At 65.0% G+C, this 25,084-nt stretch carries 28 protein-coding genes and 2 pseudogenes; 17 read left to right on the top strand and 13 right to left on the bottom strand.

The genetic code is table 11. The features are described from left to right. Nucleotides 1-23 precede the first annotated feature (23 nt). Entirely contained in the window at nt 24-806 is a 783-nt protein-coding gene (locus ACQR1Y_RS16080) for a hypothetical protein (protein ID WP_434875870.1), read from the bottom strand. A 333-nt stretch (nt 807-1,139) separates the two neighbouring features. On the opposite strand from ACQR1Y_RS16080, the pseudogene ACQR1Y_RS16075 reads away from it, so the two are divergent. From ACQR1Y_RS16075 to ACQR1Y_RS16065, 3 genes and pseudogenes are all read left to right on the top strand, one after another. Further along, a pseudogene (locus ACQR1Y_RS16075) lies at nt 1,140-1,307 on the top strand (metallophosphoesterase); the annotation flags it as partial. A 16-nt stretch (nt 1,308-1,323) separates the two neighbouring features. Next, nucleotides 1,324-1,656, top strand: a complete 333-nt coding sequence (locus ACQR1Y_RS16070) for a hypothetical protein (protein WP_434875869.1) — start codon at nt 1,324-1,326, stop codon at nt 1,654-1,656. A gap of 362 nt (nt 1,657-2,018) precedes the next feature. Further along, nucleotides 2,019-2,366 (top strand): hypothetical protein, encoded by a 348-nt coding sequence (locus tag ACQR1Y_RS16065; protein ID WP_434875868.1) that lies wholly within the window; start codon nt 2,019-2,021, stop codon nt 2,364-2,366. Nucleotides 2,367-2,936: 570 nt separating this feature from the next. Here the strand turns inward: ACQR1Y_RS16065 and ACQR1Y_RS16060 are convergent. Then, nucleotides 2,937-4,484 (bottom strand): hypothetical protein, encoded by a 1,548-nt coding sequence (locus ACQR1Y_RS16060; protein WP_434875867.1) that lies wholly within the window; start codon nt 4,482-4,484, stop codon nt 2,937-2,939. A 474-nt stretch (nt 4,485-4,958) separates the two neighbouring features. On the opposite strand from ACQR1Y_RS16060, the gene ACQR1Y_RS16055 reads away from it, so the two are divergent. Next, nucleotides 4,959-6,116, top strand: coding sequence for a cytochrome P450 (locus tag ACQR1Y_RS16055; protein WP_434875866.1), 1,158 nt, complete (start codon nt 4,959-4,961; stop codon nt 6,114-6,116). 337 nt (nt 6,117-6,453) lie between these two features. On the opposite strand, the gene ACQR1Y_RS16050 is transcribed toward ACQR1Y_RS16055, so the two are convergent. After that, the gene (locus ACQR1Y_RS16050; RefSeq protein WP_434862411.1) at nt 6,454-7,203 is read right to left on the bottom strand and encodes an SDR family NAD(P)-dependent oxidoreductase; all 750 of its coding nucleotides are present in this window, start codon (nt 7,201-7,203) and stop codon (nt 6,454-6,456) included. A gap of 92 nt (nt 7,204-7,295) precedes the next feature. Between ACQR1Y_RS16050 and ACQR1Y_RS16045 the strand changes: the two genes are divergently transcribed. Then, a complete protein-coding gene (locus ACQR1Y_RS16045; protein WP_434862410.1) occupies nt 7,296-7,607 on the top strand; it encodes an ArsR/SmtB family transcription factor in 312 nt (103 codons plus the stop codon). 263 nt (nt 7,608-7,870) lie between these two features. Here ACQR1Y_RS16045 and ACQR1Y_RS16040 read toward each other — a convergent pair whose 3' ends face one another. Together ACQR1Y_RS16040 and ACQR1Y_RS16035 are read right to left on the bottom strand one after the other, a co-directional pair. After that, entirely contained in the window at nt 7,871-8,104 is a 234-nt protein-coding gene (locus tag ACQR1Y_RS16040; RefSeq protein ID WP_434875865.1) for a DUF2171 domain-containing protein, read from the bottom strand. A gap of 762 nt (nt 8,105-8,866) precedes the next feature. After that, nucleotides 8,867-10,936: a methyl-accepting chemotaxis protein gene (locus ACQR1Y_RS16035; RefSeq protein ID WP_434875864.1), complete on the bottom strand. Its 2,070-nt coding sequence runs from the start codon at nt 10,934-10,936 to the stop codon at nt 8,867-8,869. Nucleotides 10,937-11,122: 186 nt separating this feature from the next. On the opposite strand from ACQR1Y_RS16035, the gene ACQR1Y_RS16030 reads away from it, so the two are divergent. The 4 genes from ACQR1Y_RS16030 (at nt 11,123) to ACQR1Y_RS16015 (ending at nt 13,026) form a co-directional block, all read left to right on the top strand. Continuing rightward, the gene (locus tag ACQR1Y_RS16030; protein ID WP_434875863.1) at nt 11,123-11,878 is read left to right on the top strand and encodes a transglycosylase SLT domain-containing protein; all 756 of its coding nucleotides are present in this window, start codon (nt 11,123-11,125) and stop codon (nt 11,876-11,878) included. Between the two features lie 140 nt (nt 11,879-12,018). Beyond that, on the top strand, nt 12,019-12,300 hold the full coding sequence (locus ACQR1Y_RS16025; RefSeq protein WP_434861348.1) for a DUF2312 domain-containing protein: 282 nt from the start codon (nt 12,019-12,021) through the stop codon (nt 12,298-12,300). A 130-nt stretch (nt 12,301-12,430) separates the two neighbouring features. Beyond that, nucleotides 12,431-12,775 carry a zinc ribbon domain-containing protein YjdM gene (locus ACQR1Y_RS16020; RefSeq protein ID WP_434861347.1) on the top strand — a complete coding sequence of 115 codons (345 nt, stop codon included), beginning with the start codon at nt 12,431-12,433 and terminating at the stop codon, nt 12,773-12,775. A 59-nt stretch (nt 12,776-12,834) separates the two neighbouring features. Beyond that, complete coding sequence (locus ACQR1Y_RS16015; protein WP_434861346.1) at nt 12,835-13,026, top strand: hypothetical protein; 192 nt, start codon at nt 12,835-12,837, stop codon at nt 13,024-13,026. 5 nt (nt 13,027-13,031) lie between these two features. On the opposite strand, the gene ACQR1Y_RS16010 is transcribed toward ACQR1Y_RS16015, so the two are convergent. Next, a complete protein-coding gene (locus ACQR1Y_RS16010) occupies nt 13,032-14,000 on the bottom strand; it encodes a VOC family protein (RefSeq protein ID WP_434875862.1) in 969 nt (322 codons plus the stop codon). A gap of 477 nt (nt 14,001-14,477) precedes the next feature. Here ACQR1Y_RS16010 and ACQR1Y_RS16005 point away from each other — a divergent pair, with 477 nt between their 5' ends. Next, entirely contained in the window at nt 14,478-14,693 is a 216-nt protein-coding gene (locus tag ACQR1Y_RS16005; RefSeq protein ID WP_434861344.1) for a hypothetical protein, read from the top strand. A gap of 270 nt (nt 14,694-14,963) precedes the next feature. Further along, the gene (locus ACQR1Y_RS16000) at nt 14,964-15,194 is read left to right on the top strand and encodes an FmdB family zinc ribbon protein (protein WP_434861343.1); all 231 of its coding nucleotides are present in this window, start codon (nt 14,964-14,966) and stop codon (nt 15,192-15,194) included. A 24-nt stretch (nt 15,195-15,218) separates the two neighbouring features. On the opposite strand, the gene ACQR1Y_RS15995 is transcribed toward ACQR1Y_RS16000, so the two are convergent. The 6 genes from ACQR1Y_RS15995 to ACQR1Y_RS15970 form a co-directional block, all read right to left on the bottom strand. Continuing rightward, on the bottom strand, nt 15,219-15,650 hold the full coding sequence (locus tag ACQR1Y_RS15995) for a Rieske (2Fe-2S) protein (protein WP_434861342.1): 432 nt from the start codon (nt 15,648-15,650) through the stop codon (nt 15,219-15,221). Nucleotides 15,651-15,747: 97 nt separating this feature from the next. Continuing rightward, a complete protein-coding gene (locus ACQR1Y_RS15990; RefSeq protein ID WP_434861356.1) occupies nt 15,748-16,470 on the bottom strand; it encodes a DUF3750 domain-containing protein in 723 nt (240 codons plus the stop codon). A 142-nt stretch (nt 16,471-16,612) separates the two neighbouring features. Continuing rightward, complete coding sequence (locus ACQR1Y_RS15985) at nt 16,613-17,494, bottom strand: SH3 domain-containing protein (RefSeq protein ID WP_434875861.1); 882 nt, start codon at nt 17,492-17,494, stop codon at nt 16,613-16,615. 60 nt (nt 17,495-17,554) lie between these two features. Beyond that, entirely contained in the window at nt 17,555-18,382 is an 828-nt protein-coding gene (locus tag ACQR1Y_RS15980) for a DUF2066 domain-containing protein (RefSeq protein ID WP_434876025.1), read from the bottom strand. 16 nt (nt 18,383-18,398) lie between these two features. Next, nucleotides 18,399-18,698, bottom strand: coding sequence for a copper-binding protein (locus tag ACQR1Y_RS15975; protein WP_434861340.1), 300 nt, complete (start codon nt 18,696-18,698; stop codon nt 18,399-18,401). An 819-nt stretch (nt 18,699-19,517) separates the two neighbouring features. Next, nucleotides 19,518-20,369, bottom strand: a complete 852-nt coding sequence (locus ACQR1Y_RS15970) for a 3-hydroxybutyryl-CoA dehydrogenase (protein ID WP_434875860.1) — start codon at nt 20,367-20,369, stop codon at nt 19,518-19,520. A gap of 181 nt (nt 20,370-20,550) precedes the next feature. Between ACQR1Y_RS15970 and ACQR1Y_RS15965 the strand changes: the two genes are divergently transcribed. Then, on the top strand, nt 20,551-21,009 hold the full coding sequence (locus ACQR1Y_RS15965) for a hypothetical protein (protein WP_434875859.1): 459 nt from the start codon (nt 20,551-20,553) through the stop codon (nt 21,007-21,009). A gap of 15 nt (nt 21,010-21,024) precedes the next feature. Here the strand turns inward: ACQR1Y_RS15965 and ACQR1Y_RS15960 are convergent, their stop codons facing one another. Continuing rightward, the gene (locus tag ACQR1Y_RS15960) at nt 21,025-21,594 is read right to left on the bottom strand and encodes a chlorite dismutase family protein (protein ID WP_434876024.1); all 570 of its coding nucleotides are present in this window, start codon (nt 21,592-21,594) and stop codon (nt 21,025-21,027) included. 274 nt (nt 21,595-21,868) lie between these two features. Here ACQR1Y_RS15960 and ACQR1Y_RS15955 point away from each other — a divergent pair, with 274 nt between their 5' ends. The 5 genes and pseudogenes from ACQR1Y_RS15955 (at nt 21,869) to ACQR1Y_RS15935 (ending at nt 25,060) form a co-directional block, all read left to right on the top strand. Beyond that, nucleotides 21,869-22,066 carry a hypothetical protein gene (locus ACQR1Y_RS15955; RefSeq protein WP_434861336.1) on the top strand — a complete coding sequence of 66 codons (198 nt, stop codon included), beginning with the start codon at nt 21,869-21,871 and terminating at the stop codon, nt 22,064-22,066. Nucleotides 22,067-22,187: 121 nt separating this feature from the next. Continuing rightward, complete coding sequence (locus ACQR1Y_RS15950; RefSeq protein WP_434861335.1) at nt 22,188-22,394, top strand: hypothetical protein; 207 nt, start codon at nt 22,188-22,190, stop codon at nt 22,392-22,394. 116 nt (nt 22,395-22,510) lie between these two features. Further along, nucleotides 22,511-23,296 carry a DUF72 domain-containing protein gene (locus tag ACQR1Y_RS15945; protein ID WP_434875858.1) on the top strand — a complete coding sequence of 262 codons (786 nt, stop codon included), beginning with the start codon at nt 22,511-22,513 and terminating at the stop codon, nt 23,294-23,296. A gap of 28 nt (nt 23,297-23,324) precedes the next feature. Further along, nucleotides 23,325-23,853: pseudogene (locus ACQR1Y_RS15940) on the top strand (DUF4142 domain-containing protein). Nucleotides 23,854-24,322: 469 nt separating this feature from the next. Then, nucleotides 24,323-25,060, top strand: coding sequence for a Crp/Fnr family transcriptional regulator (locus ACQR1Y_RS15935; RefSeq protein WP_434861332.1), 738 nt, complete (start codon nt 24,323-24,325; stop codon nt 25,058-25,060). The last annotated feature ends 24 nt before the right edge of the window (nt 25,061-25,084 follow it).

Raw genomic sequence — 25,084 nt, 5'->3', positions numbered from 1 at the left:
CTTTGCGGGCTGTCTCGGCGGGGTTAGTCAGTCACGAACAATAACTGCGCTCCCTGACTCCAAGCCTGAACACCGACTATCGCAGCCATCGCTTCGATGGGACTCCTCGCTCGCTGAAACAGTTGCCGACTCCGAACCGGGTCGATCAACCCAGGTCCGCTCACGCGCTCCGGCCGTCGAAATATGTGTTCAATTTGCGCACTCAGGGAAAGTTCGCCTGAGCGAATTTTATGAGCGATTTTTTCCACAAGGTCCCTTGGAAGCTCTTCGTGGATCTCAATAGGATCCGAACAAACATATCTTCGAAATCTATCGTACACCACTCGATGGACCCCATCCGGGGCTTCAATAGAGGCCAATCCCCGCGAAATCTCTGACGGCTTCAGCAAGAGTGAGTTTTCAAGCACCGCTCCATCTTGAAAGGCCTTCTCATATGCTTGCCAGGTCGAGAAGCGCGGCGCTACGTAGTAGACATCCACATCCTCGTCCTCAAGCTCCGCTAAGAGCCGGAATTGATGAGCCGTTGTGTCGATCTGATATCTCCAGAACGGATGGTCCAATAGAGGAATGGACTGGTTAGGCTTAGTTCGGTGAAAGCGCTTCAACTCCTCTCCAAGCTTGAATTGCAGGACGACAATTCGTCCTTGGTCCTTAAATTGAACATCAAACCCGAGCTCCTTCTCATGCAACAAGCTTGGCATAAACGGAGTTGGGTGAAGACCAACTGTCGCCAGAAGGCTCTCGACCTCTCGAGTCACACCATAGCCGAATGAAAACTCTGATAGCCGTTCATGGAGATCAATCACAATACCCCTCCAAAACACTAACTCGACCACACGAATGCGCACGCTTAGATTTGCGCAATAGTCAATAATGAATTCTGATAAATAGAATCATTCATAGAATGAATCACACGTGGGATACTCTATCATTTACTCAGAGATCTTTGTAAGAAGGATGCCTCGATTTCTTGCGTCGCAATCCACCGCCCTCGTCGGTACATTTCGCTACGGCAATATGTGACGGGCAGCGCGTAGGGCGGATTAGCGGAGCGTAATCCGCCGCTTTGACCGGATCGGCGCGTTACGCTCCGCTAACGCGCCCTACGCACCGAGCCTGGGCTCCACCTCCCTGCCCCCATGCACCTCCACATCTTCTCCGATCTCCACGCTGACATGGCCGACATCAAGCCGATAGACGCCCTGCCCGGGGTCGATGTGGTCGTGGTCGCCGGCGATGTCTGTGAGGGGGCGGTGAACGGGTTTGCGCGGCTGCGCGAGATCGTGGCCGACGACGTGCCGATCGTCATGGTGATGGGCAACCATGAGTTCTATCACCGGCCTGCACCTGAAATCGCGCACCTGGCTCACCGGCCTGCTGGAGACGCCGTTCGACGGCCCGACCGTCGTCGTCACCCACCACGCCCCCGGCTGGGGCTCGGTCGCCGAGACATATCGAAATGACCGCGTCACCGCCGCCTACGCCTCCGACCTCTCGGCGCTGATCCTGGCGACGCGGCCGGCGCTGTGGATCCACGGCCACATCCACACGCAATCGGACTATTTCCTCGGCGCCACCCGCGTGATCTGCAACCCGCACGGCTATGGCCGCGAGAACCCGGATTTCGATCCGGCGCTGGTGGTGGAGGTCGCGTAGTCCCCCTCGGCGTCGCTGGGACGTCTCTCTCCGCCGTCATTCCGGGGCGCGCGAAGCGCGAGCCCGGAATCCATAGCCACGAGCGGTCATGAGGTCGCAAGATGCTGGCCGCGACGATGTGTCTCCACCACGACCGCCTGTGAGTATGGATTCCGGGCTCGCGCTTTCGCGCGCCCCGGAATGACGAGTGGAGAGAGTTGGGACGTCACCCGTGACCCTTGCTTCGGCCGCTCGACCACTCGTCCAGCTCCACTGCGGCGCCGAAACGGCCACGATCCCGTCCGGTCCGTGCCTTGCAAATCAGACCTTACATCGTCGGATTCCGGTGTAAGATCGTCCCAATACGGGACACAAGATTGCAAATGGCACACGTGTTCAGGACAATGGCCGTGGAGAAGATCCTCATTCCCGCGCTGCTCGCGCTGTCCGTCTCGCCAGTGCAGGCGAGGTCGTGGGTCGACAGGAGCGTCTGCCAGGGGTCCCGGTTCTACGGCTACTCCCGCTGCACCTATACGCACACCGAGCTGCCGCCCGCCTCTCGCGACGTGTCCTTCACCCCCTCGCCGGCCGCGCGCCAGGAAGAAGAAGCCAGGGACGCCGAGGCGGCGAAGTGGGAGGCCTATTGCAAGCCGGTGTATCGGCACGACGAGTACGGCATTCGCCGCGCCTCCTACGCGCATGCGGGGTGCGAGTTCGGTCGCAGCGAGTGATGTTCGATCTGCCGGGGCGGTGGCGTGTCATCATGCCCGCGCTTCCATTCTGACCCACGAGGCTCGGACCCGCTCTCCCGCTCCGCTGGCTTGAAGGCTGTCGGGTGATGTCGTGTAGCCCGCATGAGCGCAGCGACATCCGGGTTCATCCCGAGCAGAGCGACGATCCCGGCTGTCGCTGCGCTCATCCCGAGCGATGCGGACAGCACGCGTAGGGCGGATTAGCGGAGCGTAATCCGCCGCTTGACCGGAGCGGCACAACCCTGGACTCCAGAGGGTTAACGCGTTGAGTGTGGTCTGCCGTGACGTCGGTCGGCAAAGAGGTGCACGCGACGCATCGCTGCACCCCGCACGTGGCTGGGCAGGCTCTCTCCTCCGTCATTCCGGGGCGCGCGAAAGCGCGAGCCCGGAATCCATACTCACCGGCTGCTATGGTGGACGCGCATGATCGCGGCCTGCATCTCGCAACTCATACCCGATCGTGGTTATGGATTCCGGGCTCGCGCTGCGCGCGCCCCGGAATGACGTGGGGAGAGAGCGCGAACCTTTCTGCCGACTCGGGCCGCGGCGCTACTTGAAACACACCGACTTGTCGTTCGGGTCGAACGCATTCCCCGGCATCGGCCGCAGCGGTGTCAGCTTGGGGTTGGCATTCGTCAGCCGCTTCGAATAGGCCCCCAGCGCGGCGTTCATCGTGTTCAGGCGGTCCTGGGCGTCGGTGCGCTGGAGCGGCGCGGTGATGACGCCTGACGCGTAGACCTCGGCGCGCGACCATTGCACGCCCTGGACGATGCGGCCGACCAGGCGGGATTTCAGGTCGGCGGCGCTGTCCCCGGCGGCGCTCTTTCCGCCGACGACGTTCGGCGGCAGCAGGCTCGGATTGACGATCCAGCCGCGCGGCTTGGCGACATTGTTGCCGAACAGGATCAGCTCGTCGACCGTGTTGTTCAGCGCGACATAGTCGCGCAGCGGCAGGCTGGTGTCGCCGGTGCCGGTCTCCTGGACGTGGCTCGCCAGATGCGGTCCCGTCGCGCAATAGGTGCCGAACACCAGCTTGATGCTGCCCGAGCTCATGAACATGTAGCTGCCGACGTCCGAGCCGCCCGGCGGCGACGGCGCGTCGTCGCCGCAGAAGGTGCCGTGCGAGGAGGCATCCTGCAGGCTGTGCAGATAGAGCCCGATGCGGGCGATCTGCACCGGCACCGGCGGCTTTTTGGGGTCGTCGAACAGCACGCCGGTGGTGCGGGTCTTGTCGTCGAGCCAGGATTTCAGCCTGGTGTAGTCGACGACATTGCTGGTGTCGCTGTTGTCGAGAATCTTCGGCCCCGACATCACATTGATCGCCGGCCCGATGGCGTAGTTCTCCAGCAGCGGCACATTGCCGCTCAGCGGCACGTTCGCCAGGCATTTTGGTCCGCTGAAATTCGAAGAGCCGTTCGGCACCGTGTAGCCGGCCGTGCACAGCAGGCCCGGCGCCTCGTCGCCCTTCATCGCCCATTGCCGGAGATCATACAGCGTGCCCTGATAGACGCTGTCGATGGTGATGGGATAGCCCGGCGGCGGGTAGTGGAACGGATACACCGCCTGGACGCCGCTGGCGCCGTGCACGTCGGTGCCCTGCCCGTTCGGCGAGAAGTTCAGGAGGTAATGATACAGCGGCCCGTCGGTGGTGTTGTTGGTGCGCTTGAATCCGTTGAACGCAGCCGTGATGTAGCTGGCACCGGAATTGTTCGACGTCGCCTGCCCGCCGCACTGATCGATCGGCAGATACTGCCCGTAGTCCGAGTTCTCATTGTACGCCGCGATCCAATAGGCCACGTCGGCACGATAGCCGAGCGCCTGGGCGATGAAATAGGTGGAATCCGCGTGGATCATGCTGCGGCCGGGCGGGATCGCCGCGAACTGCGCCGCCTCGAGCAGGCAGCTCCGGTTGAGCGCCTCCGCCGGATCCTTGCAGGCGCTGGCCGGCGCGATGCAGTTCTTCAGCCCGTCCCTGACGCGGGGGATGCAGATGTCCTCCAGGAACGCCTGCGCCGGGCGCGGCGTGGTGAGAGTCAAGCCGAGAACGGCTGATCCGATGACGATGGAGAGGGTCGAGACGGCAAAGCCGGTGCGCATGAAAAACTCCTTGGTGATGTGAAATCAGATCGAAGCGAACTGGCGCATGGTCAACGGCCCTGTCCGCGACATGAAAGGTCGAAACGTCTTCGTAAACGCGTGATGGCAGAGTGGACTCGGCAGGACGGATTTGAACCGATCTCCAACGATTAATCAACCTAAAGTTGTTTTACCTCTGCACCTTGATCTTGCTCCCGTCAGTCATTGCGAGCGCAGCGAAGCAATCCAGGGTGGTGGGCGGGCCTCTGGATTGCTTCGCTGCGCTCGCAATGACGTGGAGAGTGCGACGGGTGATCGCAAACGCCATCCCGCGCGCGCGACCTTCAACACGCGCCGCCCATTTCGTTCCATCTTTCGCAGGCCAATCATCATCCCGCGAGCAGCAATTGATCCGGCGCACGACCGCCCTAACTCAGGTCACGAGCCGCCACGCTTAAGGGCGATCACGAGTTCCAAACCGACGTGAGCTTCAGCATGACCGCACCAGCCTCATCCGGCGGATCGACCGACGCGCAGCGAAGCGAACCATCGCCCGCCATCCGCATCGACAGCTTCGCCGCCGCGCGCGCGGTGCTGCGCTCGGCCGACGTGCGGCAGGCCGGCTTCAATGCCGAGCTGGTGCATCGCTTCATCGGCCCGCGCCATGCGCCGGTGCTGTATCAGGACGGCGAGCCGCACCAGAAGCAGCGCAGCGCCACCGCGCGCTTCTTCACGCCGCGCGTGGTGGCGACGCGCTATTGCGCGCTGATGGAGACAACCAGCCGCGATCTCGTGGCGCAGTTCCGCGCCGCGCGGCGGGCCCGGCTGGATGATCTGAGCCTGACGCTCGCCGTCGCCGTGGCCGCCGACATCATCGGGCTGACCAACAGTCCGCGCGATGCGATGGCGGCGCGGCTGAACCGCTTCTTCACCGCGCCGACGGGCCATGGCTCGCTCGCGACATTGCGCAACGCCGTGTTCGGCCAGCTCCGCACCCTCGCCTTCCATTGGTGCGACGTACGCCCGGCCATTCGCGCCCGCCGCGCCGAGCCGCGCGAGGACGTGATCTCGCATCTGATCGCGGAGGGCTATTCCAACCGCGAGATCCTGACCGAATGCCTCACCTATGGCGCCGCCGGCATGGCGACCACGCGCGAATTCATCGTGATGGCCGCCCTGCGCCTGTTCGAGGACGACGCGCTGCGCGCCCGCTTCCTCGCCGCCGGTGAGCCGGAGCGCATGACTATCCTCGAGGAGGTGCTGCGGCTCGAGCCCGTGGTGTCGACGCTGAAGCGCCGCACGGCCTGCGCGATGACGCTGCGGACCGATGCCGGCGCGATGACGATTCCGGCGCGCAGCCTGGTGGAGATCGATGTCGGCGCCGCCAACCGCGACGAAGCCGTCGCCGGCGCCCGCCCGCATCAACTCGACCCCGACCGCGCCCGCCCCGCCAAGGGCAGCGCCAGCCTGATGAGCTTCGGCGACGGCCCGCACCGCTGCCCCGGCGCCGCGGTCGCGCTGCACGAGGCCGCGATCTTCCTCGGCGAGCTGATGCGCGTCCCCGGACTGAAGCTGGAGCGGCGGCCGACGAAGACCATCAACCCGGTGAGCAGCGGCTATGAGTTGCGGGACGCGGTGATCGTGGTGGCGTGAGGTGCGATTGCCCTCGCCCTCTAACGACCGTCATTGCGAGCGCAGCGAAGCAATCCAGGACCGAGCTAACGACTCTGGATTGCTTCGCGGAGCCTGTCATCCGGCCGCGCTTCGCGCGGACCGGGTGGCTCGCAATGACGCTGATAGAGCGGGGGCAATCGCTGAATGCGTAGGGTGGGCAAAGGCGCGCCACCGGCCTTGATGGGATCCGCGCTCGCTCGCGCGCCGTGCCCACCGTCCGACTCCACCGCTGCCGATGGTGGGCACGCGCCGCCCTTCGGCGGCGCTTTGCCCACCCTACGATTCACGGCACACTACGACCAGCGGTCGTCATCCCTCACCGCAACCCACCCGTCACATGCAGCGTCTCGCCGGTGACATAGGATGCATCATCCGAGGCGAAGAACGCCACAGCAGCGGCGATCTCCTCGGCCTTGCCGACGCGGGCCAGCGGCGTGACGGACTCGATCCATTTGCGCATGTCGCCCTCGTGGAAGCCTGCGGCGACGACGCCTTCAGTCACGACCATGCCGGGATTGATCGTATTGACCCGGATCTTGCGCGGCGCGAGCTCCTTGGACAGCACCGAGGAGATGGCATCGACGGCGGCCTTGGTGGCGGTGTAGACGGCGCCGTTCGGCGGCGCGATCGTCGACACGCCGGAGGAGATGTTGACGATGCTGCCGCCGGCCGGATTGAAGTGCCGCGCCGCCTCCTGCGACACCAGCAGCAGGCCGAGCACGTTGAGATCGAACTGCTTGTGGAAGTGCTCCGGCGTGATCGCGTCGAGCGGCGCGAATTCGTAGACGCCGGCATTGTTGACGAGGATGTCGATCGGGCCCAGCGCCTTGACGGTGTCGGCGACGGCGGATGTCACCTGCGCCGGGTCGGTCAGATTGCCGCCGACCGCGACCGCCTTGCCGCCCTTGGCGGTGATCGCGGCGACGACGCGCTCGGCCCCCTCTTTGCTGGCGCTGTAATTGACCGCGACCGCAGCGCCCTCCGCCGCCAGCCGCGCCGCGATCGCCGCGCCGATCCCCTTCGAGGCGCCGGTCACCAGCGCCACCTTGCCTGCCAGTCTGCTCATCTCGATCTCCCCTGCGCCAGCGGCGCCTGCTTCAATAGTTCAGAACTAGTGAACTATTGAACCGGCGCAAGGCCATCGCTATATCTTTTTTCATGGCGCAGTTGTTTCACCCGTCACGGGACGACATTACCCTGGCCGGCGTGCTCTCCGCCCTCGCCGACCCGATGCGGCTGCGCATCGTCAAGGGCCTGATGGAGCAGAACGACTGCATGTCCTGCACTGCCGCCGCGCCCTGCCCCGACATTCCCAAATCGACGCTGTCGAACCATTTTCGCATCCTGCGCGAGGCCGGCCTGATCCAGACCACGAAAAAAGGCGTCGAGCACCGCAACGTCGTGCGCGAGGCCGATCTGAACGCGCGGTTCCCGAAGCTGTTGAAGACGATCCTTGCGTCAGCGGAATAGCGCGGATGTAGGGTGGGCAAAGGCGCGCCGCTGACGTGATTGTGAGCCGCGCTCTTGCGCGCGCCGTGCCCACCGTCCAAACCCACCGCCACCGATGGTGGGCACGCGCCGCCTGACGGCGCCGCTTTGCCCACCGTACGATTCACGGCGCGCCATTGCGAGCGCAGCGAAGCAATCCAGAATCCTTGCTGGGCCCTGGATTGCTTCGCGGAGCCTGTCATCCGGCCGCGCTACGCGCGGCTCGCAATGACGGAGAGCCGTGACTACTTCTCCTCCTCCATCGTCACCGCGACGGAGCCGACCGCCGACAACCGCACCTTGTCGCCTTCGACTTCGGCGACGAGGCCCTTATCGATGAAGTGATGATGACCCTTGTGGCTGCCCTCGCCGCTGTCCTTCTTGGTCAGCTTGATGCGATTGCCCTCGACGCGATCGACGGTGCCGACATGCACGCCGTCGGCGCCGATGACTTCCATATGTTCCTTGATGTCCTGCATGAAGCTACTCCGTGGCTGGTGTGAGGCTGTTTAAACCGACGGTCGGGACAAGGGTTCCGACTGACACGGGCCTTCGAGGACGAGCCGCTGACTCTGCCTGCCGTCATTGCGAGCGCAGCGAAGCAATCCAGGATGGTGGGCGGGACCCTGGATTGCTTCGCTGCGCTCGCAATGACGCGGGGCAGAGTCCCTGCGCATCATTGGCCGGCTTTTCGGCAAGTCTTCCGACAAAGATAATTGTCTTGCGATTTTTCGGAAACCGTGATTATCTCTCGCCATCCCGGTCCGCGAGAGGGGCGCTTCGCGATCGTCACGAGACGTGGGGCCGGTGATGCGGTGGCCGTGGGCGTGCTGCAGCGGGTGTGATGCCTGCCGACGAACAGCCGTTTGCGGACGTGAAGACGCGTGGTTCTGGCCTCCCGGTGCCGAGGCCAAGCTGGTGGTGATGATCCGCTGGCGACGGGGTCAACAAGCCGGTCCCCGGGGAGATCGCGACATAAGCGTGAAAACCATCGCGCGGGGAATGCCGGGATGACTCGGCTGAACCTGTGGTGACTGCCGCCTGCTTTCCTTATTGCAGGCGGGCCATGGGTGCGGCCAGCGCCCGGCATTCCCCGCGCCCTCTCAATTGATCGAGGGCGAACGACCGGCAGCACTCGGGCGCATCGCGCCGCGGGAACGTGTTCGCGCACCCTTGCGCGCTCGGCCGACCACGTCGCTGTTTGACAACGTGATGATGCGTCTGTTGCGCGGCGCTGCGGTCTACGCGCGGCGTACCGTGCCGAGGAAGCCTTCCACCGCGACGCGGAAGCGATCGGCATCGCCCGACATCTTGCGCACGGACTCGACCATCGCGGCGCCGGCATTGCCGGTCTGGCGGTTGAGCGCCGCGACCGCGCCGATCGTGTCGGTGACGGCGCGGGTGCCCTGGGCGGCCTGCTGGAAGTTGCGCGAGATCTCGGTGGTGGCGGCGCGCTGCTCCTCGACCGCGGCCGCGATCGCCGTCATCTTCTCGTCGATCCCCGAGATGTTGTGGCTGATGGCGCGGATCGCCTCGACCGACTCGCCGGTGGCGGCCTGGATCTCGGCGATCTGGCGGGTAATGTCGTCGGTGGCGCTCGCCGTCTGCGACGCGAGGTTCTTGACCTCGCCGGCGACCACCGCGAAGCCGCGGCCGGCCTCGCCGGCGCGCGCCGCCTCGATGGTGGCGTTGAGCGCCAGCAGGTTGGTCTGGCTGGCGATCGCGGTGATCATCTTGACCACCTCGCCGATGCGGTTGGCGGCGCGGTCGAGCATCTCGACGGTGGCGTTGGTCTGCGCCGCGCGCTCGACGGCCTGGCGCGCTTCCGCCGCGGAGGCCTGCACCTGGGCCGCGATCTCCGAGACGGAGGCGGTCAGCTCCTCGGTGGCGGCGGCGATGGTCTCGAGATTGGTGGTCGCGGTCTCCGCGGCGCTGGCCACCGCCGCGGTCTGCTCGGTGGAGTCGTCGACGAGCTTGCGTACGTCGGAGGCGCTGTGATCGAGCTGGCCGGTGGAGTTGCTCATGCTGACGATGACCGCCTGCACGGTGTCGTCGAAGCTGCGGCAGGCGCTGTCGATCGCCTGCGAGCGCTCCAGCCGCTTGTCCTGGTCGAGCTCGCGCTCGCGCGACAGCTGGTCGGCGGTGGCGGCGCTCTCGCGCAGGCCCTCGAGGGCGGCGGCCATGGCGCCGAACTCGTCGGCATGGGCGAATTGCGGCACTGGCGTCCGGTAGTCGCGCTGGCCGATGCGGTGGATGGCCTGCATCAGCGCCGCCACCGGGCGCACCAGGCGCACGCGGACGGCGCGCAGCGCGGCGCCCGCGACGAGGAGCGCGGTGACGAAGGCGATCGACTGCAGCATGAGGCTGGTCAGCGCCGCCGTCCTGATCACCTCGGCGCGCGCGATCGAGGCGTCGAGCGCCTTGATGCCGACGGCGATGATGCCGGCGAACGGGCCCTGGCAGAATGCGTTCCACTCCGGCGCGGGCATCGCCGGCTTGCCGCTGCCGTCGAAGCCCTTGACGAGCTGGTCCATGCGCTGATGCGCCGCCTCGACCTCGCCGCGCGAGGTTTTCACGACGGAGGCAAGCTCGGCGCTGCCGGCGCCGGCCAGCAGGTCGTCGAGCCCGGACCAGCCGGCGCCGATGGTGCCGCGCCACTGCGCGACCGAGGCCTTCTGCGCCTCCTCGAGCGGCTTGGAGGCGTTGATGTTGGGCCGCAAGGCCGAACATTGCAGGCCATAGCGGTCGCGCACCTGCCAGGCCAGCCGCCGCGCCTGCACCATCTTGGCGATCGCCGGATCGGTCATCCAGGCGCGGTTGGACACGGCGAGCGAGGCGGCGTTGGCGGCATCCAGCGTCTTGGTCATCGCGTCGTACCAGGCTTGCGTGCGCGCCAGCACGCGCTCGGCCTTGGGCTTGGCCGCCTCGTCGAACAGCAGCTTGAACTGCGGCACGGTGGCCTCCCAGCTCGATTTCAGCCGGGCCGTGAGGTCGTCGCGCTCGGGCATGTCGACGCCGGCGAGCGCTGTGACGATGCCGTCATAGCCCTTGGCCTCGATGCCCTGGTATTCGGTCAGCTTGGCGCGGGGATCCTCCTCGCTCAGCAGGACGCTCTGGATGTCGCCGCGATGGGCGCGCATGACCAGGACGTTCTGGAAGATCGCCTTGTCGGCCGCGGTCAGCTGCTCCGTTGCGACACTCTCGCGATAGCGGCCGGCCGCGCCGCTCATCAGGATCGCCGTCGACACCAGGATGCCCGCCGCGAGCACCGACAACAGCACCATCAAAAGCGTACTGACCGACTTCTTCATCACGCAATTCCCCACACCACAAAGTGGCAGAATGGAGCAATTGCACAAATTCTTCCTTAACCATGACCCGCCACACGGGAGCCCCGAGGTAATCAGTTGCCGAACAGCCCTCCTCCGCCGCAACAAAAAGTGCGTAAGCCGCACCGCACGTCGAGCTGGCGCGCGTGGCGGCGCGATGTCAAACGAATGGCACAGCACGGCGGGCGGTGGATGCTGCGGCTGGCGGGCGCGGCGCCGCGATGGCTGAAGGTCGCGGCCGGCGTGGCGGCGGCCCTCGGAGCCTTCGCACTCGTCAATCTGACCTATCACGTCGTGCGCAAGCCGACCGAGCTGTTCGCCGTGACCGGGCATTCGCTCGACAAGGCGCCGGACGAGACCTGGCGGCAATATGGCGCGCTGTTCCGCGACCACGCGACGCGCACGATCACGCCGGAGCTGCTCGCGGCGCTGGCGCAGACCGAGAGCTCGGGCAATCCGGTCGCGCGCACCTATTGGCGCTGGCGCTTCGCCTGGAATCCGTTCGCGCTGTACCAACCGGCTTCCAGCGCCGTCGGCCTGTTCCAGATGACCGACGGCACCTTCGCCGACGCGGCGCGGTTCTGCATCCGGGATCACGAGGTGGTCGGCGACGGCTGCGGCTCGCCGAGCCTCTATGTCCGCGCCTGGCCGGCGCATGCGGTGGCGCTGACCGTGATCTCGCTCGACCGCCAGGTCGCAGCCGTGCTGGCACGTCAGCCTGCCGCCAAGGCAAGCGCGCAGCAGAAGCAGGATCTCGCAGCCTTGATCCATCTCTGCGGCGCCGGGCCCGCGGCCGGCTTCGTGCGCCGCGGCTTCAAGCCGGAGGATGGCGAGCGCTGCGGCGATCATTCCGTTGCGCTCTATCTCAGCAAGGTCAATGCGATGAAGAAGCAGTTCCAGAAGCGCGCTGCAGAGCGGGGATGACACGCGCCCGGCAACATCGGCAGCCCGGTCGTATCGGCGTTAAGCACGTCGGCTGTGCAGGTGTGGGCAAAGCGCGCGCGTTAACACATTGGCAACGAAGTGCCGCGCATTTTCAGGCTCCCATTAGTACAGGAGTCACCATGTCAGAGATCGGCGTTCCCGGCGCGCGGCTGCGGTCCTTCATCGAGCGGATCGAGCACCTCGATACCGAATTGGCGGAGCTGAACGAGCAGAAGAAGGAAGTGTTCGCCGAGGCCAAGGGTGAGGGCTTCGACGTCAAGATCCTGAAGGAGATCATCAAGCTCAGGAAGCAGGACCAGGACGAGCGCGACGAGCACGAGACGCTGCTCGACACCTATCTGCGCGCCATCGAGGCGGCCGAGACCGAGCAGACCAAGGTGCCAGAGAAGAAGGCGGCGTAAAGTCCGCCCTGATCGACAATGGTTGCGCGCGGCCTGCTTCGCTGCGCGCGCCCCGCCTCCCGGATTTCCCTTGCCGGGTTCCATCCGAGCCTCTAACGCTGCACCCAATTCCAGCAGTCCCGAGGACGAGATGACCGACGCGATGACCTGCCCGCAATGCCGTTCCGAGCACGCCTATCAGGACGGTGCGCTGTGGGTGTGTCCGGAGTGCGGTCACGAATGGAGCGGCGAAGCGGCCACTGCCGCGGCGGACGATACGAGCATCCGCGACGCCAATGGCAACGTTCTGGCCGACGGCGACAGCGTCATCGTCATCAAGGACCTCAAGGTCAAAGGCTCGTCCTCGGTCGTGAAAGGCGGCACCAAGGTGCGCAACATCCGCCTGCAGGACGCGACCGACGGCCACAACATCGCGTGCAAGATCGACGGCATCGGCCAGATGAATCTGAAGTCGGAGTTCGTCCGCAAGGCCTAGGCCAAGTCCCGGAACATTCGAACCGCCGCGGCGTTCGCATGGACAACGGGAGAATGGCCATGTTGACGGACGACCAGATCGCGACGCTCTCAGATATCGGCCAGGCGATCGCCTTCTCACCTGATCGACAGGACGAACTCGACGGCCTGATTCGCGAAGGATACGTCACCAAGGATGGTGACGTCTTCGAGCTGACGTCGAAAGGCCAGAAGGTCTTGACCGATCGCGGTGCCGGCCTCAACGAATCCTGAGCTGCCTAGATCCGAATCAGCTTGACCCTGGTGCCCCAGGGATCGGCCGTCTCGAGTCCATCGGATGACGTCGTGAGGGCAGCCCCCGCCTTGCGCAGCCGTTCTTCCTGCGCCGCCAGCAACGCTTCGCCGCGCACCTCGAACGAGAACCACGACAAGCCCGTCGTCCGGCCATCGCGACGGCCGGCACCCGCGCTGCGCCAGGTATTGGCGCCGATGTGGTGATGATAGCGCCCCGACGAGAGGAAGGCGGCGCGATCGATGCTGCGGGTGGGATTGAGGCCGATCAACCCGGTGTAGAACTCACTGGCCTGACTGAGATCCCCGACCTTCAGATGCACATGGCCGATGCGTAGGCCGTCCGGGGCTGCGGCGTAGTTGCTGGTGCGGGTATCGGTTAAACTGACGAGATCGTCGACGTCGAGCTGCTCGGTGCCCATTCGAACGGAGCCATCGCGCCATTGCCAGAGCTCCGGCGCACGGTCGGCATAGACCTCGACGCCGTTGCCCTCGGGATCGTCGAGATACACGGCCTCGCTGACATTGTGGTCGGCAAAGCCGGTCAGCGGAGTGCGATTGCGCGCGACATGCACCAGCCACCGCGCGAGATCCTTGCGCGTCGGCATCAGGAAGGCGGTGTGAAACAGGCCGGCCGACCGCGGCGACTCGCGCGCGGCCTCGGGCTTCGGCTCGAGCTCGATCAGGGCCACTCCGCCAGCCCCGAGACGGACCGCAGCCTCGCTGCGTTGGAGGACGGTGAGACCGATCACGTCGCGGTAAAACGCCGCCACCTTGTCGGGATCGTTGACGCGAAGCGTGACCATGCCGATCCGGATCGGCGTACGGCTCGCGAAGGTCGGGCCGGCCGCTGCGCCCTCGCCACCTTCGGCGCGAGCGGCGCCGATAGCTGCCATCGTCAGCGATGAAGCGCCGGCGAGCTCGAGCAACATGCGGCGCGTGACGTCGATTGTCATCATATCCCCCAGAAATGCTCCGTCTTCCTACGGAACTGCCTGCCGCTCGCGCAAGACCGGCGCGGGCCTGCACCGTCACGAGCCCGTGACACTCGGTGGAGTTGACGTTCACGCCCAGCACATTCGGAGTTCACTCACGACGAAAGGTATTGGAGCATGGAACATCTCGTTCAGGCGCCGCGGGACTGCACAGAAGCTGCCTGTTGTTTTGCCTGTTGTTTGATGTCGTACGACGAGGCCTCGGCGGAGTGACATGACCGAACGCTGCAGCCACGATGATCCAACCTCTTCAGCAGCGCACGATCTGAAGATGCTGAATCTTGCGTGATCTCGGCAACCAACTCGTCACGCTTCTGTCGCTGCGAAGTAACACCCGTACCACTCCCTTCCGTAGCAGCACGGCCTGGATTCATAACTTGGCATGAACTCTGCTTTCCCGACCCTTACCGGGTCACACTCATCGGAGGCAGCTTCAACGTGCTCGTCACTCTCGTCGCACTACTTTGCAACGGCCAGCTCTGCATGGAGAAGGTCGTCACCAACAGCGAGATGTCCGGCATCACGATGGCGTCCTGTGCCGTCAATGCGCAGATCGGCATCGCCGACTGGATGTCCAAGGGTCCCTATCACGAGTGGCATCTGCAGAGTTACAAGTGCGTCGCCGGCAAGTACGTCCCCAAGACCAACGTGTGAGACCAACGTCTGAGACCAACGGCTGAACCAGCGTGTGACGGCCCGTCGCGGCGGGCCGGCTCCGGGTGTCCGGATCCGGCCCCCGCGCAAGGCGCCAGCGATGTCCGATGTTCGACGCGAGCCGCGTCGCGTTCAGAACACGGTTAGTCCTGCGGACAAGCCGTTCGCATGCAAACGAGCTGCATCCGACGCGGCTTTCTTGGCGACTCCGGCCCTCGCGGCGCTGGCCCGCTTCGTGCAATGCCCCCTCGGCCAAGGAGGGATTGCGCCATGCCGTTCTACAGTTTTCATTGCGCCACCTGTGCGGAAGACATCGAGCTGCTGATCGGAATGTCCGAGAAGCCAGTCTGTCCGAGTTGTGGCGGCCGCAAGCTCACGCGACTGCCCTCGCTCCCGGCGCCGCCGGCGCGCAGCCCCGGCCTGATCCGAGCGGCACGCGCCCAGGCAGCCCGCGAGGGGCATCTCAGCAATTTCAGCCGAGCCGAACGGAAGAAACGCTGACCTCCGGACGGCGATTCGCCGGTGCTAATCCGAGGTGATCTGCACCTCGGGCACGTTGTCCTCGGGATCGTCGATGTCCAGCCCGTCCTCCTCGTCGAGATCGATGCCTGACAGGCAGATGTCGCCGTCATCGATGATCAGCTCGATGGTGGTGAGGGCCTTGCCCTGGCATGGGCCGATGAAGCACTGGCCGGTATCCAGATCGAACTGCGCGCCATGCTGGCCGCAGACGAGGAAATTGCCCTCCTCGTCCATGAATTCACCCGGGCTCTTGTCGAGCCGGGCCCCCTGATGCGGACAGGCATTTTCGAAACCGTAGAAATTGTTGCCTTTGCGCGTGACCAGGATGGGCCAGGGCTTGGCGCTGCCGTCCGGCTCGCGGCGCTGAAGAATGAAGCCCCGCGCCGTGCCGTCGTCCACCTCGTAGGTCGCGCAGATCGCAAACAGCGTACTCATCACCTGCTCCTCCGGCGCTTCTGGCGCATTCGCGACAATGATCGCCTGAAGGTCGGGTGCAGCAAGCCGCATGCCAGCCTGGAGTCAAACACTCCGCTCAGACCAAGGACATCCCGACGCGGCCGATCCCCGGAAACTTCAGCGCCGGCCGCCTCATGTCGATCCCGAGCACCCCGCCGAAGAAGTTCAGCTCGACCCCTTCGATCCAGCCGATGGTGAGGCCGAGATAGCCGCCGAGCGACACGAACACGCCCGTTCGGGAGGCCGTCCGGCCCCACCAGCCATCGTAAGGAAAGTCCTTGCCGATCGCCGTCGGCGGCAGCACTGCGTTCAGCTCGGGGACCGCATTCAGCGCCGCCTGCACAAAGGTATTCGAGTTCGGTCCCGGCCAGGCATTGTAGTCGCCATAGGCCCGGAAACGATAGCTCTCGATCACGCCGCGGATCTTTGGAATGACGCGCTCGGCCGCTTCGCCATCGACGGCCAGCACGGTCTCGGGCAAGGCCCCGAACCAGCGGCCGTCGGGAGCAAAACCGTCCACGCGGATCGGCTCGCCCCAGGCCGTGTAGTCGTAGCGGGTGTAGCGCTGAGCACCCTTCTCCTTGACCACGATCCAGCTATGGACCGCGAAGATGCCGCGCCAGCGCACGGTGCGCGCAGCGAACACGCGGATGACCGCATCCGCATGCTGCGAAGGCGGCGGCAACAGCCCGGCGCTGGACCGGTCCGCGGTCTGCCAGCTGCCGCGGTGGTCGCCGCGCAGATACGCGGCGGCCGAGATCGAGATGGGGGCGATGATGAGCAGCAGGAAGACGAGCACGAGTTTCTTCACGGCGGGTGATGACAATGGATCGAACGGCAATACGACCCATGTAGTCATCACGGCCGCTGCCGCCAGCGCTATCGATCGACCCTACCGGTGCGCGACATTCACAATCCGGACACCGCGCGCGGCGCCGGCGTCAGTGCCGCCGGAAACCGCCGACGCGACCACCTCCGCCGCGCGGAGCGCCGACGGCCATGCGCGATCCCCCCATCGCGGGACCGCCGCCGAAATGGGCCATCCCGAGCGGCGCCGAGCTTCCGGCGGTCACCCGCATTCCGCCCATCTGGGCGCGAGCGCTCTGCGGCACCCCGACCAGCCCAACTGTCCGCGCAGGCATGACTTGCGCAGGAGCCCGGGCAGGAGCTGCGGCCATAGGGGCTGGTGTTGTCGGCATGCGAGGCCCGGCGGGCCCCGCCACCGGCGCCGGTATTGCCCCAGTCGCCATGCGCGGGGGCATTGCCGGGCCACCTGCCATCCCGCCGCCGCCAACACCGTGAGCAACGCCGCCGGGCGCTCCGCCAATCATGCCGGGCCGCGGTGAATGATGCGCAACGACCGGCGGATGCCGCTGCCAGTAGCGGTGCCAGAACGCGTGCCGGTGGAACCAGGGACGTCCGATGTAGAAACTGCTCCAGTAGGTCGTCAGCGTGAACGGGACGACGGGCACCACCTCGACGTAGTCGGGCACATAGACGTAGCGTTCGCCATAGAGATAGGCCAGCGTCCTCGCCGCCACCCAGCCGCGCTCGCGGGCAGAGCTGACATCGCACCACGCGCCGCCGTCGATGCAGCCATGAACCGTGACGCGCGCGCCGGCCGGAATGCGTTCGACGGCCGGAAAGCCGGGGCCCGGACCGGCGCGCATCGTGGCGGCGGTGCGGAGCAGCCCTGGAGCGGCGGCCAGAGCGGTGGAGGCCGGCGCAGCGATCAGCAGCGCTGCAACGAGATATGTCCTGAGCTTCACCACGGCATCCTCCTGATGGTTGTCCGGAGCCACCACAGCCACGATGGACGTCATCGTGGCTGTGCGAGCTCGAGCATGCGGCAGGAGGGATGGTTACAGCCTATCGCGGCAACCTCACGGCGATCCGTTGTCCGATAGAATCTGCGCGGCGCCGCCGAGCGCGCGGCGGAACGCCTCGTCGAACGTTACGCCGCGAAATTGCCACCGGTGCGACTTGCCGGCGTAGTCGAGCCGCCATTGAGTGGACCAGGCCAGCTCGGCATCGTCCCACGTAAGATGGCCGAACAATTGAACGTCGGCCGCGGGCATGTGAGCCGTGAGGGCCGCCGGCGTGGCCTGAATGAGATCGATGCCGTCGAAGCCCACATTCGCCACCGCGCTAGAGTTCGGCAGAACGACGTCGAGACCACGCTTGCCGGCTGCGGCATAGAGCGCGTCGCGCTGCAGATCGGATTGGCGGCCATCCGAGACGACGGCATAGCTCCGACCGCCCGGCGTCATCACGATCATCGCCGCCGTCATCGGGCGCCGTGCCAGCCACGGCTTGACGTGGAGGCCAATTAGCAGATCGTCGATCTTCGGGCGGTCGAACATCACCGTGAGATCGTATGGCCGGTCGCGCGTGCCCTGCTCATCGCGCTTGGGCTTGCCCGACATCTGATCGTGATAGTCGAAGCGCGTCACGAACTCAGCCGCGCGCGCCTTCAGCGGAGCAAGCCGCGGATCGCCGCTCAGCTGAAAGGCGCCGGAGACCTTGATCAACACGTCTTCCAGGCATGCTGCGAAACCGACCTGGCGATTGTCCGCGCCCTGCCCGGTCACGACGGTCTGCGCCTGATAGAGACTGTCGGTCTCCGCGCCCGCGATGCCGAAGGCTCCGACCGCAAGCCAGAGCCCGAGACACCACGACATCCACCAGCGCGGAACGCCGAGCCGGGTCATCGCCGTCAATCGCGAACTACTTCTGCCGGTCGAGCTTGGTGATCGTCTTCGTCGCTCCGCTGTCGGAGGTCGTGAACGTCACGCGGTCGCCGGCATGGATGTTCTCAATCATCGCGCTCTCCTTGACCTTGAACTCTTCAGCCGCGCCAGCCGCATTCGCGCCGACGGTTCCATTCTGAACGCGTTTGATCGCAATGGTGCCGTTCAGACGATTGATGCTGGTCACCATCCCCGCCGTACCCTGCTCTGCGGCAAGCGCGGGCAGACCGGACGCGAGAATCGACATCGTCGCCAGAGTGATCCCAACTGCCTTCATCGCTGTTCTCCTGCTTCGCTTCGCGGCAAACAAAACACCACGAATTCTTTGGTTCCCGGAACCTGAACTTCACATGAAGCTCAACGCGGCCCTTTGCCGCGCCAGTGATCATCATCCGTTCGAGCGAAGACGCTCATCCTCGCCAGCAACGATCCACGCAGGCTCGCGGTCGACAGCATGTAATCGTCTCACGTAAAATGTCATCGGGTGAAATCCGGGATTCTCCGGAAGCGTTGCACGGCAGCAACGACGCGGATGTAACGCCGAATTCATCATCGTGTCACGATGCAGCTTGACATGCTCCGCCGGCAGGAGGACCGTGCTATGCGCGTCGGTTGGTTCGCTGCCGTCGATGATGGCGGGAGCGATGTCCGAAGTGCAACGGACGAACCGATGACAAAACGAACCGATGACAAGGAGGCTCGATGACTCCACCTCAGTACCAAGCGCGCTGATCGCGACGGTTATCGTTTCGGACCATCGCAGAGCGCCCATCGCGAACGGCACGCCGGGCCCGGCTTAGCGGGCTACATCAGCGAGGCATGGCCCCTTGCCCACCCGGCGCTGTGCCGTCCGTCCTTCGACGCGAGGCATCAACTCTCGGCAGTCACCTCTCGTCAATCACCCCTCGTCAGCCCGATCGCGTTAGCTGTCCATTATCCAGCTATCCAGCCCAGGCGATCGTTTCAACGATCGTCGCGAGCCGAAATCTGGCGCGCCGGATGTCCGGCCCCCTTCGTGTATCCGGGCGTCAACGCTCTTTGCCAGAACGGAGTGGCGCGATGGCCGCAGCCATCGCGCACGACCCATGCGTCATTGTTACTTGCTGTAGTCGTAGAAGCCCTTGCCCGTCTTCCGTCCAAGTTGGCCCGCGGCCACCATCTCCTTCAGCAGCGGCGCCGGACGATACTTCGGATCGTTGAAGCCGTTGTAGAACACCTCCATCACCGACAGCATCGTGTCGAGACCGATGAGATCGGCCAGCGCGAGCGGCCCAATCGGATGATTGCAGCCGAGCTTCATGCCTTCGTCGATATCGGCGGCCGTCGCGATGCCTTCCGAATACGCGAAGATTGCCTCGTTGATCATCGGGCACAGGATGCGGTTCACAGCAAAGCCCGGGCTGTTCTTGGCGGTGATCGCGACCTTGCCGATGCGCTTGGCGAAATCGGCGGCCGCCGCATGCGTGGCATCCGAGGTCTGCAGGCCGCGGATCAGTTCGAGCAGCGCCATCATCGGCACCGGATTGAAGAAGTGCATGCCGATGAAGCGGTCGGGCCGGTCGGTGGCCGTGGCGAGCTTGGTGATGGAGATCGACGAGGTGTTGGTCGCGATCAGCGCTTCGGGCTTCAGGGCCGCACAGAGGTCCTTAAGGATCTTGAGCTTCAACTCCTCGTTCTCGGTCGCGGCTTCGATCACGAGATCGCAGCTCGACAGCTTGCCCTTGTCGGTCGTTCCCGTGATGAGCGAAAGCGCCTTGTCCTTGTCGGCGGCGGCCATCTTGTCCTTCTTGACCAGGCGATCGAGACTGGAGCCCACCGTCGCCAGCCCACGCGCCACCGCCTGCTCGGAGATGTCGACCATGACGACCGGTACGCCGGCCGCCGCGCAGACCTGCGCGATACCGTTGCCCATGGTGCCTGCCCCGATGATGCCGACCGTCTGAATCATTGCTGCTGCCTCTCCGTCGCTTGTCCGCGGGGACCCTGCCCCGTTCTGCGCCCGTGCTTAACAGGCTATCGCGCGGCCGGGTAGACCCCAGGCCGGCGGCACAGGAACGGATGCGAGCAGCTTCCGTTGGTCGTTGGCTCGGCCCAATGGACGCGCCGGGCGCAGCAGCGCGGAGGCGGACATGGACGGCGGAGCAGCGACATTCTGGGGCTGGGGAATCGGCATCGTCATCCTCGGCCTGATCCTCGCTTATGCGGCGACACGGTCGGGGCGCCTGCGGCCCGGCGAACGCGCCAGGCTCGATGAACGGACGCGGGACTCACTCGCCGCGCATGACCAGGCGGAGCGCGTCAGCGGCGCCGGCTCACGTGTGCCGGGCATGCAGAGCAACACACCCTATGCGCTGCTTATTCCGATCGTCGTGGTCATCGGCGCCATTGCGCTGATGTTGTGGTCCTTCGCCGGCGACCGCGGCCCGCGCCAAGCTGCCGAGGGCAACGCCCCGCAGACAAGAAGCCAGCAGACCACGGGCGCCGCGCCGAACCAGAGCCAGCCAGCCGCTCCGGCCCCGGCAGCGCCGCGCAATGACACCGGCAGTGACAGCGCGCGCGGCGCGGCCCCGCTCACCAAGAGCCAATGACCGAGGCAGGCGGCGCTAGTCGCTCCCGGCCGGCTGCCGCCGCAGCCTGATCTCGACTTCCCGCTCGACGAAGTCCCATTCCCGGGTGGCGCGCAGTTCGGCGAGGAGATCGTCGAAGGCGCGCTCGTGCTCGGGCGCGAACTCGAACCAGGTCAGAAAGTCGAAGGGCTCCGGCGTTTCGAGATCGCGGCAATGATGCAGCCGCCGCGCGACCGGCGGCAGATATCGCAGCCCGATGCTAGTGTGACGTGACTGGTCCTCGAAGATCGCCCGCCGCTCGTCCTGCGGCAGATCCCACCAGGCGCCGGACTTGCGGATCGGGATCAGCGCCGCGCAGGTCGCCTCGGTCCGTCCGAGGCCGGCCTGCACAGAGCCGAGCGCGCCCTGCTCGGTCCGCGTCGTATATCGCATGTTGCTGGTCACGCCGCTCAGCGACCACACAGCATGCTCCGCCGCAACGCGGCCGGACCACACCTGCATCCGGTCGACCGTGGCAAGCGGCGCGCCGCGAAAGGCGCGAATCTCCACCACCGACCAGGCTCCGTCGGCTCCGCCGACGAATGAGAAAAGGCGTTGATTGACCATCACGATACGCGAGAACCTCCGGCCCATCGTCGATCATCGTGCTGTGAGCGGACGCAGGCAATCGCAAAACGCAGGCGTCTCCTGCCCATCTGTTGGGCGCAGCATCACCGATTTGGGAAGCGCGATCGGAACGCACGCTGATGCCCGAAGTTCTCCGCGGGCAGGCAACGGGCGCTTTCGTCGGCGAGCATGATTGCCGACGGCGTCGGAAATGCGGTCTGGCGCGTCACAACGTCCGGAAGCTAGAGACTCTCTGTAAAAAATGGAGAACGGCATGGGACTGGCACAATACGCGATCGTCGCGGTCGGCGATCACTGGAGCGTGCTGCACGATGGCAACGCGCATGGCGACTACGCCACCAAGGAAGCGGCCTTCGAGTCCGCGGCAGCGGCAGCAACGCTGGCGATCAAGCAAGGCCATGAGGTCCATCTGAGCATTCCCGGGAACGATCCGGATCGTTCGAACAACTAATTCTTGCTGCGCGGCGCTCGATTGTCGTTCCGCGGATCGTGATCTGCACACTAACGTGGGTTAGCGACAGCGACACGCCAACGTCGGAAGCTTCTGTGGGGGTCGACACAGGAGATCCGCGATGGTGATGAAGAGAAACCGACAGAAGCATACGATCTCGTTCGGCGACAGACTTCAACGGGCGGCTGCCGCGGCGCGGCAGGCTGCGGCACGACTTCCCTCTGGCCCGGAACGCGATCTGATGTTGAAGAAGGCGATGCAGGCCGAGACGGCCGCGCACATCAACGAGCTGCTGAGCGCACCCGTCATGCATGCTGCACAGCGCTGACGAGCGGATATTCCCGTCGAACATGTTGCCCCCGCCTGATATTCCCTGCCAATCATTGTTGGAACGAGCGGCATTCGAGTGCGTCTTTCCGAGATCGGACGCTCGGTGAGGCGTGAATGGCGCGTGTTCTGGTCGGCACATCGGGGTGGCACTACGGCTCCTGGCGCGGCGCCTTTTTTCCCCTGGGCTTGTTGATCCGACACCAGCTGTCCTACTACGCCAGTCAGTTCGACACGACGGAACTGAACGGCGTCTTCTACCGGACGCCGACGGACGCGGCGGTGCGGGGCTGGCACGACCAGACCGGACGGGACTTCGTCTTCGCCTGGAAAGCATCGAAGTTCATCACACATTGGAAACGGCTGTCCGCCCGCTCGGCCAATAGTCTCGAACTGCTGGAGAGCAGGTTGTCCCTGCTGGGCGAAAAGGCCGGGCCGGTGCTGTTTCAACTGCCGCCGCAATTCGAAGCTGATACCGACCGTCTCGGCTCTTTTCTAAAACTGCTGCCGGCCCACCGACGCTACAGTTTCGAATTCCGTCACCCGAGCTGGTACACGCCGTCCGTCATGCGCCTGCTGCGGGATGCAAACATCTCGCTGTGCCTGTCGGACCATCACGATGCACCGGCGCCGTGGCGACGCACCGCCGATTTCGTCTATGTGCGTGGGCACGGGCCCGGCGGCCGCTACAAGGATAACTACCCGGACACAACGCTCGGGGCCTGGGCCAAGCGCATCCGTGCGTGGTCGGCCCACGGCATCGACGTCTACGTCTATTTCGACAACGACCAGAAGAGTGCGGCTCCCGCCGACGCTTTGCGGCTACGACGCCAATTAGATGCGTCCGGTCACGACGGCCGTCGCGGGTCTCGCAAGGAACATCGGCGTCAGCTCTCGGTTTAGGTCTGCAACCAAACGAGAGGAACGATCCATGAGACGCACGCTCATTGCGCTCGGCTGCCTGATGCTGGCGGGCCCTGCCCTTGCTCAATCCGTCGGAGAGAAGACCGGCGTCAATTCGGCGCTCGGCATCGCGCCGAGCACCGAGGACTTCGTCAAGCAGGTCGCCATCAGCGACATGTTCGAACTGCAATCGAATCAGCTCGGCGAGCAGAAAGGCAACGCGCAGGAAAAGACCTTCGCCGCGCAGATGGTCAAGGACCATACCAAGACCTCCAGCGAGCTGAAGAGCATGGTCGAAAGCGGCAAGGTCAAGGCGACATTGCCGACGGCGCTCGACAGCGCGCATCAGAGCAAGCTGGACAAGTTGAAGGCGGCCAACGGAGTTCAGCGACGACTTCTCCGACATGCAGGTCAGCGCCCACAAGGACGCGGTGTCGCTGTTCGAGCGCTATGCCAAGGGCGGCGAAAATCCCGCCTTGAAGGACTGGGCTGGCAAGACTCTCCCGGCCCTGCAACACCATCTCGACATGGCGCAGAATCTCGACAAGTCCAAGTGAACGACGCCGCGCCGGTGTGAAGACGGCGCGCCCTGCTCGGATCGTCCGGGCCGACCGAACGAGCGCTGGTCCCTCGCGGTCCAGCGCTCACCACCCGCGCTTCGCGCCGCCCAGCTGCCAGCCAGCACGGGACAGGCGATGCTTTGCCAGACGAGCGCGACCTGTTTCAGTTATTGTTTGTCAAACCCATTGCGGATTGCAGGAGACCTTCGAGCCCGCGAGCCATTGTCGGAACGTCGGCTCGCTGGTTGTACCCGGATTGATTGCCCTTCTCATTAGTGCGACGCCCACCCGCAGCCGATCGCGCGGTTGCCGTTCCGCGCCGCTGATGAGTTCGTTGTCCCGCTCCTTCTCAATGGTTCCATCGCTCATCGAGAAAGATGCAGCTTCAATGTGTCGCCGTGCTAACATAGGTTATTGAAGCAAGACGTCCTGGAACCCCTATAAGCCCAATTGGGGGAACCGCTCCTTGAGTCATCTCGTCCGTAAGCTCGAGAATTTCGTCCGCCTCTCAGCGGCCGACCGCCTGATGCTCAACCGCGCCGCGGCGCAGCGGGTGAGGACTTTCGCGCCGCGGACCGACATTGCCCGCGAGGGCGAAAAGCCCAAGGACGTCCATCTGATCCTCAACGGCTGGGCCTGCCGCTACAAGCAGCTCGAGGACGGCCGCCGCCAGATCGTGTCGTTCTTCCTGCCCGGCGACATCTGCGATCTCAACATCTTCATCCTGCGCGAGATGGATCACTCGATCGGCACGATCACCTCGGTCTCGATCGCCGATCTGCCGCGCGAATTCTTCGACGAGATCAGCGCCGGTTATCCGCGGATCGCCACGGCCTTCTGGTGGGAGACGCTGGTCAATGCCGCGATTCAGCGCGAATGGACCATGAATCTCGGGCAGCGAACGGCGTCCGAGCGGATGGCGCATCTGTTGTGCGAGCTGTATTTTCGGCTCCGTCTCGCCGGTCTCGCTGACGCCAACAGCTGCAGCTTCCCGCTCACCCAGGCCGATCTCGCCGAGGCGACCGGGCTTTCCAAGGTGCACGTCAACCGCACGCTCCAGGAGCTGCGGGCGAGCAACCTGATCGTGCTCAAAGGCAAGATGCTGGTACTCCCCGACCTCGAGCGCCTGATGAGCGCCGGCCTGTTCAACGCGAATTATTTGCATTTGGAGCGCGAAGGTCGTCAACTCGACGCGAATGAATGAGACGGTCGGCACGCTCGGCAAGAC

Origin of the sequence: Bradyrhizobium sp. HKCCYLRH3099, from assembly GCF_051167855.1 — a bacterium.
GTDB lineage: Bacteria > Pseudomonadota > Alphaproteobacteria > Rhizobiales > Xanthobacteraceae > Bradyrhizobium.
The sequence above is the reverse complement of the archived record's forward strand: the minus strand, read 5'-3'. Positions and strand labels throughout refer to the sequence as shown.